Origin of the sequence: Pseudoalteromonas sp. SiA1 (assembly GCF_018732205.1) — a bacterium.
Taxonomy (GTDB): domain Bacteria; phylum Pseudomonadota; class Gammaproteobacteria; order Enterobacterales; family Alteromonadaceae; genus Pseudoalteromonas; species Pseudoalteromonas tetraodonis.
Map to the genome: position 1 here is coordinate 2104535 of NZ_CP076084.1, position 17401 is coordinate 2121935.

Consider the following 17401-nt stretch of genomic DNA (forward strand, 5'->3'; position numbering starts at 1 on the left):
AAGATTAAATAATGGCAGCTTTCAAAAAACTTATTCTTATACAACTGTTAGCTTGGCTGGTACTTGTGTCCGCTGGTAGTTATTTTATTAGCCAAAATTTTGATAATGCCATCGGCAATGCTCAAAAAAATGCACAAGCGACCGTTGAGCAATACATTAAAAATCTCTCTGCGACAGATATATCAGCAGAAAATCTTAAAAACACGCTTGCAACTAGTGAAACCTTTTCAAATTTTGTTTTACGTGACTATCAAGGCGTTGAAGTATTTTCGGTTAACAATGCAGTGCAATTACCTTTTATTGCTGAGCTTATTCAATCTAGTAGCAACTCAGTACGTCCTCAGTACGCCACAAATAATAACGCCGATATAAAAATTGAATTTAAATTAAACATTACTCACTTGGGTGAGCAGTTTCAAACCGCGTTTTTTGTTATTTTAATTGTTAGCACCCTACTCGCCCTAATACCTATTATATTGATGAAAACCATTGTTAAGCACATTAACGACAATATATGTACGGACGTTGCTGATGTTATTGATGTATATATCAATCAAAACCAACTAGGTGATGATTTTGCAACTAAAATTGATTCACCTGAGTTAGCTAAGTTGGGGAAAAGTTTAATTCCTAGCTTTAATCGTTTATCGCACTTTTTAAAAAGCAAAAACGACAATATAAAAAATGCAGCCCACGATATTAAACGTGAAGCCTACAAAGACGGCGTTACTGAATTAGGTAATCGCAATATGTTTGTTGATTACTACGAAAAAAATATAGAAAACACCGAAATAAGTACATTTGGCTCTTTAGCACTTGTCCGCTGTAGTGAGTTACAGTCAATTAATCAAAGTCGAGGCTATCAAAAAGGTGATGAGTACATTAAGTCGGTTGCAGATATCATAGTAAATATCAGTGGTACCTATTCCGGCAGTCAAGTTTTTAGAGTAAACAGCTCTGACTTTATAATTATATTGCCGAATACCCCGTTAAAAGAAGCTGAAAAATTTGGTGAAAACTTACAATCTCGCTTTACTCAATATATGCAAAACCAAGAACTTAGCTCGGTTGCAAACACAGGTATTGTGGGTTACGAAAAAGCCAAACCTTTAGGTGAGTTGCTCTCTATCGTTGATAACGCAATGAGTATGGCGCAATCTAAGCAAGCTAATGCGTGGCATGTGCAGCGCGATACTGATCTTGTTAATAATGTGAGCGCAGGGTTTGGTAATCAAAACTGGCGTAAAGTGATTAACGAAGTGATCGAGTCTAAAAGCGTCCATTTAGTGATCCAAAATATTATGCCATTAGGTAAAAGCATTAAAGCCTATGCTGAAATTCAAGCCCGCTTCAAAACAGAAGAAAATCAAGCTTTGCCTACCGCTTCATTTTTAGCAATGGCTGAAAAGCTCGATATGGCAATAGAAATTGATAAGTTAATTATAGAATCGTCATTAGAAAGAATAAAATCGAGTAATTTATCTGAAAAATACTTTGGCTTAAATATTACCCCTTCAAGTGCGCACAGTGACCAATTTATGATTTGGTTAGAGCGTCGTTTGCTTAAAGATACCCATATTGCTTCTAAGTTAATTTTTGAGGTGAGTGAATTTGGTCTGCAACAAAACATTAAAGCAAGCAAACGTTTTATTGATATGGTGCATCGCGTTGGAGCCAGAATTACTGTTGAACGCTTTGGTGTAGGACTCACATCATTTAAGTTTTTCAGAGATTTAAAACCAGACTTTATTAAAATGGATGCAAGTTATACCCGAGGCTTAGAGGATGATAAAAATAATCAGTACTTTATGCGTTTAATGGTCGACCTTGCTCACCGAATTGGTGTCAGTGTTTTTGCTGAGGGCGTTGAAAGCCAAGAAGAAAAACACATTGTAGAAACGTTATGCCTAGATGGTGTTCAAGGTTACTACATTGAAAAGCCCAAAGACATCTAACGCCTCTACTCCAATTAACGTAAAAAAGAGCATGTATGCTCTTTTTTACGTTCTAAAGTGTGCTTTTATGAATTTTCAGCCGTTAAAATGCTGACAGTTTTTTAATTGCAATGTCCCTTGATTTTAACCCTTTACAATTAGCCCATTATTTAACGTTGTTTATTTAACTGATAATCACTCAACGTGTTGTTAATCACAGTAGAAAAAAGGATAATACACGGGATTTTATTAGCGTGAGGCACACATGACAGAATACGTCTTGTTATTAATTGGAACAGTGTTAGTCAACAACTTTGTATTAGTACAATTTTTAGGCCTTTGCCCGTTTATGGGTGTGTCTGGGAAACTTGACACAGCCATAGGTATGTCTTTGGCAACTACCTTTGTGCTAACGCTTGCCTCTGTGACAAGCTATTTAGTAAATGAGTATATTTTATTACCATTGGATATTACCTATCTGAAAACAATGAGCTTTATTTTAGTGATAGCTGTTGTTGTACAATTTACTGAAATGGTTGTCAGAAAAACCAGTCCAACGCTTTACCGGTTACTGGGAATATTTTTACCTTTAATAACCACTAACTGTGCGGTATTGGGTGTTGCTTTATTAAATATCAAAGAAGATCACACGTTTTTACAATCGGCCGTTTATGGCTTTGGTGCTGCGGTGGGTTTTTCATTAGTATTGGTTTTATTTGCTGCATTGCGCGAACGTTTAGCCGCAGCAGACGTACCAACCCCATTTAAAGGTGCCTCAATCGCAATGATAACGGCAGGTTTAATGTCAATGGCCTTCATGGGTTTTACTGGATTAGTGAAGTTTTAATATGACCTTGTTGTACGCTTTAATAGCGCTGGGTTTGCTGGCGTTAATTTTCGGATTAATTTTAGGGTTTGCAGCAGTACGCTTTCGAGTTGAAGGTAATCCTGTTGTAGAACAAATCGACACCATTTTACCGCAAACACAATGCGGCCAATGTGGTTACCCGGGCTGTCGTCCTTATGCAGAAGCCATTGCCAATGGCGATGAAATAAATAAATGCCCTCCAGGTGGTGAAGCGACCGTTAAAAAGCTAGCTGATTTAATGGGGGTTGAGGCTAAACCCCTCGCTGGCGGCGAACAAGCAGATCCGGTTAAAACAGTGGCGTATATCCGCGAAGATGAATGTATTGGCTGTACTAAATGTATTCAAGCCTGCCCTGTTGATGCCATTGTGGGTGCAACACGTCAAATGCATACCGTTCTAATTGACGAATGCACTGGCTGCGATTTATGCGTTGAACCTTGTCCGGTCGATTGTATTGACATGCTACCTGTTGCACCAACAAAACAAACCTGGAAATGGCAATTAGACGCTATTCCTGTTACCCAAATAGATTAGAGGTTTGAGTGGAAAAGTTACTTGAACAAATAAAAAAAGGCACCGTTTGGGCATTTCCTGGCGGCGTACATCCTCCTCAGCAGAAATCATTATCTAATAGTGCGCCTATAGCCAGACTCCCTTTGCCTGAAAAACTTGTTCTGCCTTTAAAGCAGCACATTGGCGCTAGTGGTAAATTAATAGTTGAAAAAAACCAGCACGTGTTAAAAGGCCAAGCGTTAACAAAGCCATCAGCTAATTGGTCGGTGCCAATACATGCACCTACATCAGGTACTATTATTGATATTACGCCTATGCCATCAGCGCATCCTTCGGCATTACCTGAATTAAGCATTATTATTGAACCCGATGGCAACGATACCTGGTGTGAATTATCGCCTTTAGCAAACCCAGCCACTGCATCACACGATGAACTGGTTGATGTTATTCATAATGCGGGGATCTCTGGCATGGGCGGCGCAGGCTTCCCAACCTATGTAAAAGCTGATATTAAGCAGCCGATTGAGTTTTTAATCGTGAACGCGGTTGAGTGTGAGCCTTACATCACGGCTGACGATACCTTAATGCGTGAGCACGCCGCTGAAATAGTCAAAGGTATTGAGCTAATGCAGCAGTTACTCAATCCGACGCTGTGTATTATTGGCATTGAAGACAATAAGCCCGAGGCTATCACAGCCATGACAGAAGCGGCGAAGCATAACGAGCATATCTTAATACAAACCGTGCCTACTGTTTACCCTTCTGGCGGTGAAAAACAGCTGATAAAACTGCTCACTAACCGTGAAGTACCAAACGGCGGTATCCCTGCTGATATCGGCATTTTAGTACATAACACCGGCACTTTATTTGCGATTCAGCAAGCTGTATACGAAGGTAAACCGTTAATTGAACGTGTCGTTACCGTTACCGGCAATACTATACATAATCCTGGCAATGTATGGGCGTTATTAGGTACTGAAATTAAGCACTTACTTGATTGCCAAGGTTTTTCACCGGTGCCACAACAACGCGTGGTCATGGGCGGCCCTATGATGGGCTTTACCTTACCCACAGTTCGTATTGGCGTTGTTAAAACAACAAACTGCATACTTGCCCCAGATCATAAAGAATTAGCAGAGCCTGGCCCAGAAAAAGCCTGTATTCGCTGCAGTGCCTGTGCCGATGCCTGCCCTGCCTCGTTATTGCCACAACAATTACAATGGTTTGCTAAATCAAAAGAATACGACAAACTCCAAGAACATAACTTATTTGACTGTATTGAATGTGGTGCCTGTGCCTATGTATGCCCTAGTGAAATACCACTTGTTCAGTATTACCGCGTTGCAAAAGTTGAAATTAAAGAGCAAATTGCCGAGAAGATAAAATCAGATCGCGCTAAAGAGCGCTTTGATGCACGTAAAGCGCGTTTAGAGCAAGAACAAGCTGAGCGAAAAAATCGCCACAAACGTAAACCTGCCCCTAAATCGACCGAAGAGCAGCAAAAAGTAGCCGATGCCCTTGCTCGCGTTAAAGATAAAACCAGCGATGGTGACAATAAATCAGCTGTAGCAGCGGCAATTGCGCGTGCTAAAGCTAAAAAGCAAGGTGGCGAACTCGAGCCAGATAACAGTGAAGTTGCAAAAGAGCGCGCAGCACGTAAAGAGCAAGCTCGCCTTTATAAAGAGCAAAAAGCACAAAATAATGGTGATGACGAAGCTGTAGATGACAAAAAGTCAGCAGTTGCAGCCGCTATTGCCCGCGCTAAAGCCAAAAAGGCAGCACAAGCTAATGAGCAAACAGCAAGCGATGACACTGCAAGTGAATCTCCAGCTGCTGCAGATGATAAAAAAGCCGCCGTCGCTGCAGCCATTGCCCGTGCTAAAGCCAAAAAAGCAGCACAAGCTAATGAGGAAACAGCAAGCGATGACACTGCAAGTGAATCTCCAGTTGCTGCCGATGATAAAAAAGCTGCCGTCGCTGCCGCTATTGCCCGCGCTAAAGCCAAAAAGGCAGCACAAGCTAATGAGCAAACAGCAAGCGATGACACTGCAAGTGAATCTCCAGCTGCTGCAGATGATAAAAAAGCTGCCGTCGCTGCCGCCATTGCCCGTGCTAAAGCCAAAAAAGCAGCGCACGCTAATGAGCAAGCGCCAAATGATGACGCAATAAGTGAATCACCTGTCGCCGCCGATGATAAAAAAGCCGCCGTGGCTGCCGCTATTGCCCGCGCTAAAGCCAAAAAAGCAGCACAAGCTAATGAGCAAGCAGCAGCTGATAACACAGCAAGTGAATCACCTGTCGCTGCCGATGATAAAAAAGCTGCGGTAGCTGCTGCTATTGCCCGTGCTAAAGCTAAGAAAGCAGCGCAAGCTAATGCATTAGCACAACAGAATGAAAATGCTGAGCCACAAGGCAACGATGAATCTTCAGAAAATTCACAGCAAACAGCTCAAGAAAAAAAGAAAGCCGCCGTAGCCGCCGCCATTGCCCGTGCTAAAGCTAAAAAGCAACAAAAAGAAGGAAACGATCAGTCATGAAACTAACCATGGCCAGTTCACCCCACAATCATAGTCACAAGTCTGTGACACGGTTAATGCTAACTGTGATTGCGGCCTGTATTCCTGGTGTTATTGCACAAGTTGTATTTTTTGGTACCGGTGTACTTATCCAATTATTATTAGCGTTAGTGTGTGTAAGCGCATTTGAAGCAGCCATTATGCTAATGCGTAAGCGCCCTATTTGGCCTTCATTAAGCGATGGCAGCGCATGGCTAACCGGCGTGCTATTAGCGATTAGTATTCCACCTTTAGCGCCGTGGTGGGTTATTGTTATAGGGTGTTTGTTTGCCATTGTTATTGTTAAGCAACTTTATGGTGGTTTAGGCTTTAATTTATTTAACCCTGCAATGGCAGCCTATGTACTTTTATTAGTGTCGTTCCCTGTGCAAATGACGGCCTGGTTACCGGTTACAGAGTTACTCAATACGGGCATTACTTTTAGCCAGCAGCTTAGTCTAATATTTAGTGACTTTACAACTCTTGGATATAGCTTAGATCAGCTCAGAGTGGGTATTGATGGCAGCACGATGGCCACCCCTCTTGATACGTTAAAAACAGATATTGCTCATAGCCTTACCGTCACTGAAAGTATGCAAAAACCGGTATTTAATGAATGGGTTGGCCTAGGTTGGGGATGGGTTAATTTAGCCTTCTTACTCGGTGGCCTTTATTTATTAAAAACAAAAGTGATTAACTGGCATATACCAGTGAGTTTTATTGCCAGTTTAAGCCTATGCGCTGCAATTGGTTATATTGCCTCGCCAGGCACTGAGCCGGGTCTGGTGTTTCACTTATTTAGTGGTGCGACTATGCTCGGAGCCTTTTTTATTGCCACCGATCCTGTATCAGCTGCAACCACTAATCGAGGCCGCCTTATTTATGGTGCCGCGATTGGTTTAATTGTGTATTTAATTCGTACATTTGGTGGCTTTCCGGATGCGGTTGCATTTGCCATATTACTGATCAATATTGCAGTACCGCTTATTGATTACTACACACAACCAAGAACCTATGGCCATGGAGCAGTAAAATGATTATTTCTTCAATGGTAAAAAATGGCGCAATATTATGCGGCTTCGCACTCCTTACAACAGGATTAGTGGCCACAATAAACTCGTTAACGGCCAATAAAATTGCAGAGCAAGAGCAACTGCAATTAACTAATCAGTTACAAGAAGTATTACCGCACAGTAAGTACACTAATGAACTTTCTCAAGATTGTGTGATCATATCAGACCCTTTACTGGGGCCATACGACAACCAAGTAATTTACCGTGCACGTAAAGATGACGAGCCCGTTGCATTAGTCATTCGTCATGTCACTCCTAGCGGCTACAGTGGCGATATAAACTTACTTAGCGCGGTATATCGCGATGGCAGCGTTGCTGGTGTAAGGGTTACTAAGCATGAAGAAACCCCTGGTTTGGGCGATAAAGTCGAAATTAAAAAGTCAGACTGGATCACCTCATTTAATTCAAAAACAGTACAAAGCGAAAGTGACGCGCGTTGGGCCGTTAAAAAAGATGGCGGTCAGTTTGATCAATTTACTGGCGCAACCATTACGCCTCGCGCCGTTGTTGGCTCAGTTAAAAATGCGGTAGTGTATGCACAAAATAACTTTGATGATCTTTTTGCAGCAGCGAATGCTTGCCCTGAGGTAACACCATGAGTGAATTAAAAACCCTTTACAAAGAAGGCTTATGGGGAAATAACCCCGCCTTAGTACAGTTATTAGGTTTATGTCCTTTACTTGCTGTTACCTCCACGATTACTAATGCGCTAGGTTTAGGCTTAGCAACCTTGTTAGTTTTAGTGGGCTCTAATATTACCGTATCATTTGTGCGCAATTGGGTGCCTAAAGATATCAGAATACCGGTTTTTGTAATGATCATTGCCGGTTTTGTGACGATTGTGCAGCTGTTAATGAACGCCTACACTTTTGGCCTTTATCAATCTTTAGGGATTTTCATTCCGTTGATTGTGACTAACTGCGCCATTATTGGTCGTGCTGAAGCATTTGCCTCTAAAAATCCAGTGCATTTATCTGCCTTTGATGGCTTGATGATGGGCTTAGGCTTTATGCTGGTACTAGTTGTACTTGGCGCTATGCGAGAGCTGATTGGCCAAGGCACCTTATTCGATGGCGCCGATTTATTACTCGGTCCTTGGGCTTCAGCTTTACGCATCGAAGTATTTAGCTTTGATAGCCAGTTTTTACTGGCCATTTTACCACCAGGCGCATTCTTAGGGCTTGGGCTGCTGATCGCCGCTAAAAACGTCATTGATGCACAAATAAAATCAAAACAAGTAACGCCGCCAGAAGCTGAAAAAGGCCCACGTGCACGTGTTACTAGCTTAACTTAAGGGGAAAACGCATTAACTGAATAAAGCTAATGCGTTTTAAGTTACATGAATAAAGAAAAACGTCACCAAATACTCACGCGCTTACGCGACGACAACCCACATCCTGAAACGGAGCTTGAATACTCAAGCCCGTTTGAGTTACTAGTTGCCGTTACGCTCTCTGCACAAGCCACCGATGTTGGGGTAAATAAAGCCACCCGAAAACTCTTTCCAGTGGCAAACACACCGCAAGCTATTTTAGATATTGGCCACGACACACTGCGTGATTATATAAAAACCATCGGGTTGTTTAATTCCAAAGCTGCGAACGTATACAAAATGTGCCAAATATTGGTAGATCAGCATAACGGTGAAGTGCCAGAGAATCGTGAAGCCCTAGAAGCCCTTCCTGGCGTTGGCCGTAAAACTGCTAACGTAGTATTAAATACAGCCTTCGGCTGGCCGACTATCGCGGTAGACACGCATATTTTTCGTGTATCTAACCGTACCAAGCTTGCCATGGGTAAAGACGTGGTAGCGGTTGAGCAAAAGCTCGAAAAAGTGATCCCCAAAGAATTTAAAGTAGACGTGCACCACTGGCTCATTTTACATGGACGTTATACCTGTGTGGCGCGAAAGCCAAAGTGTGGCAGCTGTATTATTGAAGATTTATGTGAGTTTAAAGATAAGACTGAATAGCTCCCACCTGTTAAGATACGAAAGCGTACCTTAGCTTTGGCTTACCCAGTGTCATGTTGCGACATCGCTGGCTTAAGTTGTGTCGATTTCCACCCAAAAAAGAACAGATAGGTAGCAAACTGATCTTTTAAATAAATTAACCACAAGATGTGCTTAGTAACTGTCTTCAGTAAATTAATGTTACATCTATATTCTTGCAGGGGGTTATGAAGCAACCCCACTCTTGAACGATAAAAAAGCTAAATGTGCTGCCTTACCTGAACTGTAATTATCTAGATGACTCATCTTGTAACCTGCGTACAATAAACCTTCAAAAAAATAAAAACCCCAATCAACACAGAAGTGCTTACTTAATAACCCCTCATCTTTCGCAAGTTTTATCAATTCTCGTATCTCGTTATCTTGCTGTTGTATACGAACTTGAAGCTTTTCACTTTTCTGAAACATCTTCTCGAATTTTTGCAAAAAAGCGAATTCCTCGTATAACGGCAAAGTATTTTCGAATACAAGCCTAATAGCATCCAATGAGTCTTTAGCTTTATTTTCAACGGACATATTTACTTCATCAAAGCGGTCTAAACAATATAACGCAATCTCTTCTTGAAGCGCTTCCTTATGCTTAAATTGGCGGTACACCGTTGCTCTACCAACTTCAGCCCTTTTAGCCACGTCAACTAGCGTTGAGTCCTCGTTTTGAATAAACAGTTTTAACCCCGATTGAATAATTTTTTTTCTCGAATTATTTGTTCTTGCATCCATTTTATGAGACAGCCTTGTATCATCTATTAAGTTCCATTATGATACATCAATGTCTCAAAAGTTAAAAATGAATTCTGTGGAGCAAGAGAGTGAATAGACTAATCGGTATTGACTTTGCAAGAGCGTTAGCGCTCTTTGGTATGGTTATTGTCAACTTTAAGTTAGCCATGAACGCCGATATTGGCACACCACAATTAATAGAGTTTGCGGCTCTATTCGAAGGTCGGGCTTCGGCTTTGTTTGTTATATTAGCGGGTATAGGTATTGCGTTTTTAACTAAAAAATGTGTTACCAGTGAATCACTTGAACACATCAAGCAAGTAAGAACCTCTTTGATAAAAAGGTCTGTTTTACTACTTTTGATTGGCTTGGCTTTTACACCTATTTGGGAAGCCGACATCTTGAAATTCTATGCATTCTATTTTTTGATAGCTGCATTATTATTTACTCTTAGCAGCAAGAAACTGCTCAGTGCATCTATCGGTTTTGTTTTTGCATTTCCATTAATGTGGCTATTCTTTGATTACGAAAAAGGATGGGATTGGCTTGAGCTTAGTTATTCTGGTTTTTGGACAAATGAAGGAGTGATTAGACACCTTTTCTTTAATGGTTATCACCCAGTTTTACCATGGTGTGGTTTCTTGTTATTTGGCATATGGTTGGGTAAACAAGATTTATCCAATGCTAATGTAAGGAAGTCTTTGTTTACATGGTCTTTAAGTATTTTACTTATTGTAGAAGCAAGCTTCTATATGCTGAGAATGTGGGCAGGAGATGACCCGTCTATTGGCATGTCAAAAGATGAAATTGAGTTTTTGTTAACCACGTCAATAATACCGCCGTTGCCACAATATATGTTTTCAGCTGCAAGCTCTGCCGTTCTTGTTTTGCTGGTTTCTCTAAAACTAGCAAGTGTATTTCCTACCAACCGGTTAATTGAGTGGCTAAGCAAAACTGGGCAGTTAACGTTAACTCTGTATGTAGCACATGTCATTATTGGCATGGGAATTCTTGAGGCAACTGGCTTACTCGTTAATCAAACCATAGACTTGTCAATATTTTCCGCATTGGTCTTTTGCATAATTAGCATAATTTTCAGTGTGTTTTGGCTCAAGTATTTTAAACACGGGCCTTTAGAATGGATTTTTAAAAAATGCACTTAGTAGGCCAAAACATTGTTCTAAAAAACTAAAACTATTGAGACTATTAGCCGTTTAATTAGGGTAAATAATGCTATGTCGATAGTAACAGTCAGGAAGTTAATAAAAGCATCCTATAGGTATTACCTTTTGCATCTACTTTTATTATCTTTCGGCTGGCCGACTCAAACCTTGATAAGTTTGCTATGGGTAAGAACGTTGTTGAAGTAGAAAAGAAGCTCGAAAAAGTAGTGCCTAAAGAGTTTAAAGATAAAGCAGAATAGATCCGTAAATAAAAAACGTTCATTTAGCACGATTGTTAATACTAAACCTCAATTATCAGGCTTATAAGAATAAGCTCAATGATTAATTCGTATTCCAGTGTTACTTTTTTGTTTATTCAAAGTAGGTGTCTAACTTTGGCACCTTTCATTTTTCATACCTTGTAAATCAATTCAAATAAAATCTGTTTATTCGTGATTTGCCGTAATTATTGGAACATTTTCAAAGTATTAATTTCACAAGCGTCAATCCTTTAGTTATGCTGTTGAGCATTATGAAATTTTATTACGAGAATTCCTATGCTACCAATACTTCGTATCTTGTTAATTGAGCAAGATCCAGTCACCTTACAAGAGCTTTCAACGAATCTGTCGAAGACCATTGTCAATTTTGAGCGAGATGATATTCATATCGATATTATTGAGCGTCTTGAGCTAAAACAAGCGTTGGACATTGTAGAGGAAGATGGTGATATTCAGGCTGTAGTGCTTAGCTGGGATTTGCAAAATAAGGTTGGCGAACGCACTTATAGTCGCTTTATCGAGCAGTTAAAAGGGATCCGCCTTGAGCTGCCTGTTTATGTTATTGGCGATGATACGAAGGGGCTAGAAATCGTTAATGAGTCGGAGGAGATTGAGTCTTTCTTTTTTAAAGATGAGGTAATTTCTGATCCTGAAGCAATTTTAGGCTATATGATCAACGATTTCGATGACCGCTCAGAGACCCCATTTTGGACTGCGTACCGCCGCTATGTTGGCGAAGCAAACGATTCTTGGCATACACCAGGTCACAGTGGCGGCTCGAGCTTTAGAAATTCTCCTTATATTAAAGATTTTTATCAGTTTTATGGTCGTAATGTGTTTGTGGGCGATCTGTCGGTTTCTGTTGATTCGTTAGGATCATTATCAGATAGCACTAATACCATTGGCCGTGCGCAAGAGTCAGCAGCGGCGACGTTTGAAGTCAAGCATACCTATTTCGTTACCAATGGGTCGTCTACCTCAAATAAAATCATCTTGCAGACATTGCTGCGTAAGGGCGATAAAGTGATCATCGACCGCAATTGTCATAAATCTGTGCACTATGGCATTTTGCAATCAGCGAGTTTACCTGTTTATTTGTCGAGTATTTTAAATCCTAAATATGGCATTTTTGCGCCGCCGTCGTTGGCCGATATAAAACAAGCGATAGAACAAAATACCGATGCAAAATTACTGGTTCTTACCGGTTGTACTTACGATGGCCTACTGAGCGATCTGAAACAGGTGGTCGATTTTGCCCATCAACATGGTATTAAAGTATTTATTGACGAGGCATGGTTTGCTTACTCGCTGTTTCATCCAAGCCTACGATACTATTCCGCCATTCATGCTGGCGCTGACTACGTCACTCATTCGGCGCATAAAGTGGTATCGGCGTTTTCTCAAGCATCTTATATTCATGTTAACGACCCTGATTTCGATGCTGATTTCTTTCGTGAGATTTACAGTATTTACGCCAGTACATCGCCAAAATATCAGCTTATCGCGTCGCTTGATGTGTGCCAAAAGCAATTAGAGATGGAAGGCTATAAGTTACTCAATGCTTTGTTGAACCATGTGGAAGAATTTAAACAACAGATGGCTTCACTCAAACAAATTAAAGTACTAGGTAAGCAAGACTTTATGGAAATATTTCCGCACTTCAGTGGTGATAACATGGGTCACGATCCGCTAAAAATTCTCATCGACATAAGCGAATTACCTTATTCGTTAAAGGATATTCATAAATACCTGCTGGATGAAATTGGCCTAGAAATAGAAAAATACACCCACAGTACCATTTTGGTATTACTCACCCTTGGTGGCACGCGCTCAAAAATAATTCGTCTTTACAATGCGCTCAAAAAACTCGACAGCGGTAAAGTCAAGTTGTCAAAGTCGACGCGACGATCTCGCTTGCCTGAGAATCTACCAGCCATAGACCTTGCGTGTATTCCAAGTGATGCTTTTTATGGCGAGCGCGAATCTGTGCCTATCGGTAAAAGTAACAACCGTATTTGTGCCGGTTTAGTTACCCCCTATCCGCCAGGTATTCCGCTTTTGGTGCCTGGCCAGCATATTACTGAGGAACATATAGAGTACCTTAAAGAGCTAGCAGGACAAGGTTTGACGATTCAAGGGAGTTTTGATGGTGAAATCTATGTTCTTAAGGGCAAAGTTAATAAGTAAAGATATACTTTAATACAGTCGAACTCCTCATAACTAAACAGCAATATCACATGATATTGCTGTTTAGTAGAGTAAAAAGCTGATCCTCACACTCCAAAAATAAATGAAGCCAGAATGCAATGATACAATTGAAGAACAAAAAAGCGCTTACACTTCTGCGGATTGCAGCTCTCATTGTTACTCTTACTAGCATATACATTTTTGCCCCTTGGCAGTTTGCTTTATATTACTTTCACCCACTGCCCGCTAATGTTCAAGCACAAACACAAGAGGCTATTGAACAAGGAGTCGATGGCATTATTGTGTATATTCATAAACAAGGACTGCAACCTGAATATTTTACAAATGGTTGGCATAATAGAGAGCACAAAATACCCGCTTACCCTAGTGCACTTTTTAAAATTGGCAGCATTCGAAAGTTATATGATGCAGCAGCTTTAACTAAACTTTCAGCCGCTGGACGTATTGATGTAGATAAAACACTGGCTGATTATCTTCCATCGTTAATTGGACGCATTGAAAACGCAGATAAAATAACACTACGAATGATGGTAAAACACAAAAGTGGCATACCCAATTACACAGACACTGATAATTTCGATTGGTCAATCACCTACCCTGACCCACTTGCATTAGTACTCGATAAACCCGCTGATTTTAGCCCTGATGCTGACTATGGCTATTCTAATACCAATTATTTGTTGCTGCGAAAAATTATGTCTAACGTGCTGGGTTATGATCATAACCAATATATTAAAGATGAAATTTTAACGCCTCTGGGCCTAACGCATACGTTTTCATCTGTACATGAAATCAATTTAGTAGATTTGATGAGTGGTTACTACGTAGGTTATGAGAATGATTTTAAAGCACTCGATCAAGGCTATGTGGCAACCGCACAAGATGTAGGCGACTTTATTTTTGCTTTAAACAAAGGCACTTTTTTCGACGAACAAGAGCAAGCTTTGTATGCATCACTTTATAAGTATGAACACACAGGTTGGGTATTAGGGTATTCAAGCATTGCTCGTTATTATAAAGATATCGATACAGTCGTTGTGCAGTTTATAAATACTAATGGCGATGATACTGTGATGCTCACAGAAATAATTTATAATCGGATTATTGATATTTTAACTGCGCAGCAATAGTATTTAAAACTAGCTGCGTTATAAAAATTTATATGAATTTTAAAGAGGATTTAAATGCGTTTACTACACACCATGTTACGGGTTGCAGATCTAGATAAATCAATTGCGTTTTATACTCAAGTACTTGGTATGAAAGAGTTACGCCGTGCTGATAACGAAGAGTACCGCTATACCCTCGCCTTTGTAGGCTACGGTGATGAAACTGACACAACAGTGCTTGAACTGACCTATAACTGGGATACCGACAGCTATGATTTAGGCAATGCCTATGGTCATATCGCGATTGAGTTTGATGATATCTATAAAGCCTGTGCTGATATCAAGGCCGCTGGCGGTAACGTAAGCCGTGAACCAGGTCCAGTAAAGGGTGGCACAACAGAAATAGCGTTTGTAAAAGATCCAGATGGCTACTCAATTGAACTTATTCAGAAAAAAGAAAATATGAATAAATTTTAGTAAATATATTTAATAGGTTTACTAAGCGGCTTTTTAATTATTTAAGCTTAACTCTGATACAATTTTAAAAAAGGTGCTATATGCACCTTTTTATCGTAATTGACTATCTTTACTGCCACGCCGATTAAGCCCTTTAGAAAGTGCGCCTTTACCTTCTAGTTCAACTTGGCAGCTTACACAATACTTAACACCTGGTAACGCAAGTCTTCGTGCCTGTGGTATTGGTTCATCACATTCTTCACATAGCTCGGCACTGGCTCCAGAAACTAAGTTACTTCTAGCATATTGCACAGCATCATTAACGCTGGCGTCGATTTGATCTTGAATTGCACCATCGCGTGCCCATCCACTTGCCATATAACCTCCTATTTATTTGGACGTTTATATGTAACCTAACATAGGTGAAGTTTATTTAAGCTGAATATAAGAAAGGGAAAGATGCTAATAAAATTTAGGAGTTATTATATAAAATATTTAATTTTGAGATTTTAACTTCACTGAATAATTTTGAAGTAGTGATGGAAATGTAGGTAAACTTATTTTAGACACTTTTATTAAAAGCTATATTACTAATGAATAGTAGGTGGCGTATCAAGAGATTTTCACTCTTTTTAAAGTTGCGGATAGAGTGTGTGGTGTCACACTGCTGTATATATTACTTAAAGTAAGTGGCGTCCCCAAGGGGATTCGAACCCCTGTTACCGCCGTGAAAGGGCGGTGTCCTAGGCCTCTAGACGATGGGGACGCAGAAATTGATTTGCAAATCACTGATTTGCTATTTCTGCGTAAGATGAGCCGAGCCTGCGAGGCGAATGGCATTATCTTCTCAGAAACATTTTCTGTGTCACTAGGACAACTGAATGGTTTGACTCGTTTCAGGCGAGCTGCTCAATAACACTGCACTTCCCTATTTAAAATAGGTAAGTGGCGTCCCCAAGGGGATTCGAACCCCTGTTACCGCCGTGAAAGGGCGGTGTCCTAGGCCTCTAGACGATGGGGACACAGAATATGTGTCACTAGGACAACTGAATGGTTTGACTCGTTTCAGGCGAGCTGCTCAATAACACTGCACTTCCCTATTTAAAATAGGTAAGTGGCGTCCCCAAGGGGATTCGAACCCCTGTTACCGCCGTGAAAGGGCGGTGTCCTAGGCCTCTAGACGATGGGGACACAGAATATGTGTCACTAGGACAACTGAATGGTTTGACTCGTTTCAGGCGAGCTGCTCAATAACACTTCACTTCCCTATTTAAAACAAGTAAGTGGCGTCCCCAAGGGGATTCGAACCCCTGTTACCGCCGTGAAAGGGCGGTGTCCTAGGCCTCTAGACGATGGGGACGCAGAAATTGATTTGCAAATCACTGATTTGCTATTTCTGCGTAAGATGAGCCGAGCCTGCGAGGCGAATGGCATTATCTTCTCAGAAACATTTTCTGTGTCACTAGGACAACTGAATGGTTTGACTCGTTTCAGGCGAGCTGCTCAATAACACTGCACTTCCCTATTTAAAATAGGTAAGTGGCGTCCCCAAGGGGATTCGAACCCCTGTTACCGCCGTGAAAGGGCGGTGTCCTAGGCCTCTAGACGATGGGGACACAGAATATGTGTCACTAGGACAACTGAATGGTTCGACTCGTTTCAGGCGAGCTGCTTAATAACACTGCACTTCCCTATTTAAAATAGGTAAGTGGCGTCCCCAAGGGGATTCGAACCCCTGTTACCGCCGTGAAAGGGCGGTGTCCTAGGCCTCTAGACGATGGGGACACAGAATATGTGTCACTAGGACAATCGATTAGTTTTACTCACATCCTGAGCTTTAAGGTAATGGCGTATAGTACAAATAAAGACTCGAGCTTTATGTGTTACGCTATTTTCTCGGTAAAACCGCCTTTAACTAAAAAGTTAAGTGGCGTCCCCAAGGGGATTCGAACCCCTGTTACCGCCGTGAAAGGGCGGTGTCCTAGGCCTCTAGACGATGGGGACACAGAAAACTGTTACCCTAGGACAAACACTAAAAATTGGTGGAGCTATGCGGGATCGAACCGCAGACCTCTTCGCTGCCAGCGAAGCGCTCTCCCAGCTGAGCTATAGCCCCAACTTATTCAATACGCTCGGTGATAATCACGTCGTGTATCGCTTAGTGCGGGGCGCATTCTATGCACCCCCCAAAATAAAGTCAACAGTTTTTTATGCGACATTATTTAAATGGTTTAAATTTCAACAAACTGGCTATCATACGTGCTAAAAAACAGATTTTCATACTAATTTAGATGTCACGTTGCGCTTTACGTTGTTGTACTCGCCACATGTATACGACTAAGTACCCTATTCAACCGATAATATGAGTTTGAATATGATTTAAAGGGTATACATTTATATGCAAATTAGCTTGGTGCTGTTTTACTACTAAAAAAGCGCTGTTCATTGGCATGTTAAACTTTAAGTAACTTTTTATTATCCGCTAATTTGTATCACGCAATACAATTAT

14 protein-coding genes, 8 tRNA genes and 1 pseudogene are annotated in these 17401 nt (G+C 40.9%); 13 read left to right on the plus strand and 10 right to left on the minus strand.

Annotated elements, in window-relative coordinates:
- Window positions 1–11: 11 nt before the first annotated feature.
- The 8 genes from KK487_RS09665 (at window position 12) to nth (ending at window position 8916) form a co-directional block, all read left to right on the plus strand.
- Window positions 12–1955, plus strand: a complete 1944-nt coding sequence (locus KK487_RS09665) for a bifunctional diguanylate cyclase/phosphodiesterase (protein ID WP_013465281.1) — start codon at window positions 12–14, stop codon at window positions 1953–1955.
- 244 nt (window positions 1956–2199) lie between these two features.
- The gene (gene rsxA, locus KK487_RS09670) at window positions 2200–2781 is read left to right on the plus strand and encodes an electron transport complex subunit RsxA (protein ID WP_008115244.1); all 582 of its coding nucleotides are present in this window, start codon (window positions 2200–2202) and stop codon (window positions 2779–2781) included.
- 1 nt (window position 2782) lies between these two features.
- Entirely contained in the window at window positions 2783–3337 is a 555-nt protein-coding gene (gene rsxB, locus KK487_RS09675) for an electron transport complex subunit RsxB (protein WP_013465282.1), read from the plus strand.
- An 8-nt stretch (window positions 3338–3345) separates the two neighbouring features.
- Complete coding sequence (gene rsxC / locus KK487_RS09680; protein WP_128583770.1) at window positions 3346–5853, plus strand: electron transport complex subunit RsxC; 2508 nt, start codon at window positions 3346–3348, stop codon at window positions 5851–5853.
- A complete protein-coding gene (gene rsxD / locus KK487_RS09685; protein WP_128583769.1) occupies window positions 5850–6908 on the plus strand; it encodes an electron transport complex subunit RsxD in 1059 nt (352 codons plus the stop codon). The genes rsxC and rsxD overlap by 4 nt, the downstream gene beginning before the upstream one ends.
- Window positions 6905–7543 (plus strand): electron transport complex subunit RsxG, encoded by a 639-nt coding sequence (gene rsxG, locus KK487_RS09690; protein ID WP_128583768.1) that lies wholly within the window; start codon window positions 6905–6907, stop codon window positions 7541–7543. The genes rsxD and rsxG overlap by 4 nt, the downstream gene beginning before the upstream one ends.
- Window positions 7540–8238 (plus strand): electron transport complex subunit E, encoded by a 699-nt coding sequence (locus KK487_RS09695; RefSeq protein WP_028835009.1) that lies wholly within the window; start codon window positions 7540–7542, stop codon window positions 8236–8238. The genes rsxG and KK487_RS09695 overlap by 4 nt, the downstream gene beginning before the upstream one ends.
- Before the next feature lie 45 nt (window positions 8239–8283).
- Window positions 8284–8916 carry an endonuclease III gene (gene nth, locus KK487_RS09700; protein WP_054201180.1) on the plus strand — a complete coding sequence of 211 codons (633 nt, stop codon included), beginning with the start codon at window positions 8284–8286 and terminating at the stop codon, window positions 8914–8916.
- Between the two features lie 204 nt (window positions 8917–9120).
- On the opposite strand, the gene KK487_RS09705 is transcribed toward nth, so the two are convergent.
- Window positions 9121–9675, minus strand: coding sequence for a TetR/AcrR family transcriptional regulator (locus tag KK487_RS09705; protein WP_028834979.1), 555 nt, complete (start codon window positions 9673–9675; stop codon window positions 9121–9123).
- A gap of 89 nt (window positions 9676–9764) precedes the next feature.
- Between KK487_RS09705 and KK487_RS09710 the strand changes: the two genes are divergently transcribed.
- From KK487_RS09710 to gloA, 5 genes and pseudogenes are all read left to right on the plus strand, one after another.
- The gene (locus KK487_RS09710) at window positions 9765–10838 is read left to right on the plus strand and encodes a DUF418 domain-containing protein (protein WP_013465292.1); all 1074 of its coding nucleotides are present in this window, start codon (window positions 9765–9767) and stop codon (window positions 10836–10838) included.
- A gap of 161 nt (window positions 10839–10999) precedes the next feature.
- Window positions 11000–11083, plus strand: a pseudogene (locus KK487_RS18535) (endonuclease III); the annotation flags it as partial.
- A gap of 312 nt (window positions 11084–11395) precedes the next feature.
- Window positions 11396–13306, plus strand: coding sequence for an aminotransferase class V-fold PLP-dependent enzyme (locus KK487_RS09715; protein ID WP_013465293.1), 1911 nt, complete (start codon window positions 11396–11398; stop codon window positions 13304–13306).
- Between the two features lie 119 nt (window positions 13307–13425).
- Window positions 13426–14457 (plus strand): serine hydrolase domain-containing protein, encoded by a 1032-nt coding sequence (locus KK487_RS09720; RefSeq protein ID WP_096038570.1) that lies wholly within the window; start codon window positions 13426–13428, stop codon window positions 14455–14457.
- A 54-nt stretch (window positions 14458–14511) separates the two neighbouring features.
- A complete protein-coding gene (gloA, locus tag KK487_RS09725; protein ID WP_024602990.1) occupies window positions 14512–14913 on the plus strand; it encodes a lactoylglutathione lyase in 402 nt (133 codons plus the stop codon).
- Between the two features lie 90 nt (window positions 14914–15003).
- Here the strand turns inward: gloA and KK487_RS09730 are convergent, their stop codons facing one another.
- The 9 genes from KK487_RS09730 to KK487_RS09770 all read right to left on the minus strand — a co-directional run bounded on the left by KK487_RS09730 (window position 15004) and on the right by KK487_RS09770 (window position 17008).
- On the minus strand, window positions 15004–15270 hold the full coding sequence (locus KK487_RS09730) for a DksA/TraR family C4-type zinc finger protein (RefSeq protein ID WP_024602991.1): 267 nt from the start codon (window positions 15268–15270) through the stop codon (window positions 15004–15006).
- Window positions 15271–15582: 312 nt separating this feature from the next.
- Window positions 15583–15658: transfer RNA gene (locus KK487_RS09735), tRNA-Glu, on the minus strand.
- A 180-nt stretch (window positions 15659–15838) separates the two neighbouring features.
- Window positions 15839–15914: transfer RNA gene (locus KK487_RS09740), tRNA-Glu, on the minus strand.
- Between the two features lie 93 nt (window positions 15915–16007).
- A tRNA-Glu gene (locus KK487_RS09745) sits at window positions 16008–16083 on the minus strand.
- Between the two features lie 93 nt (window positions 16084–16176).
- Window positions 16177–16252, minus strand: a tRNA-Glu gene (locus KK487_RS09750).
- Window positions 16253–16432: 180 nt separating this feature from the next.
- Window positions 16433–16508 (minus strand) — tRNA-Glu (locus KK487_RS09755).
- 93 nt (window positions 16509–16601) lie between these two features.
- Window positions 16602–16677 (minus strand) — tRNA-Glu (locus KK487_RS09760).
- 143 nt (window positions 16678–16820) lie between these two features.
- Window positions 16821–16896, minus strand: a tRNA-Glu gene (locus KK487_RS09765).
- A 36-nt stretch (window positions 16897–16932) separates the two neighbouring features.
- Window positions 16933–17008, minus strand: a tRNA-Ala gene (locus tag KK487_RS09770).
- Between the last annotated feature and the right edge of the window lie 393 nt (window positions 17009–17401).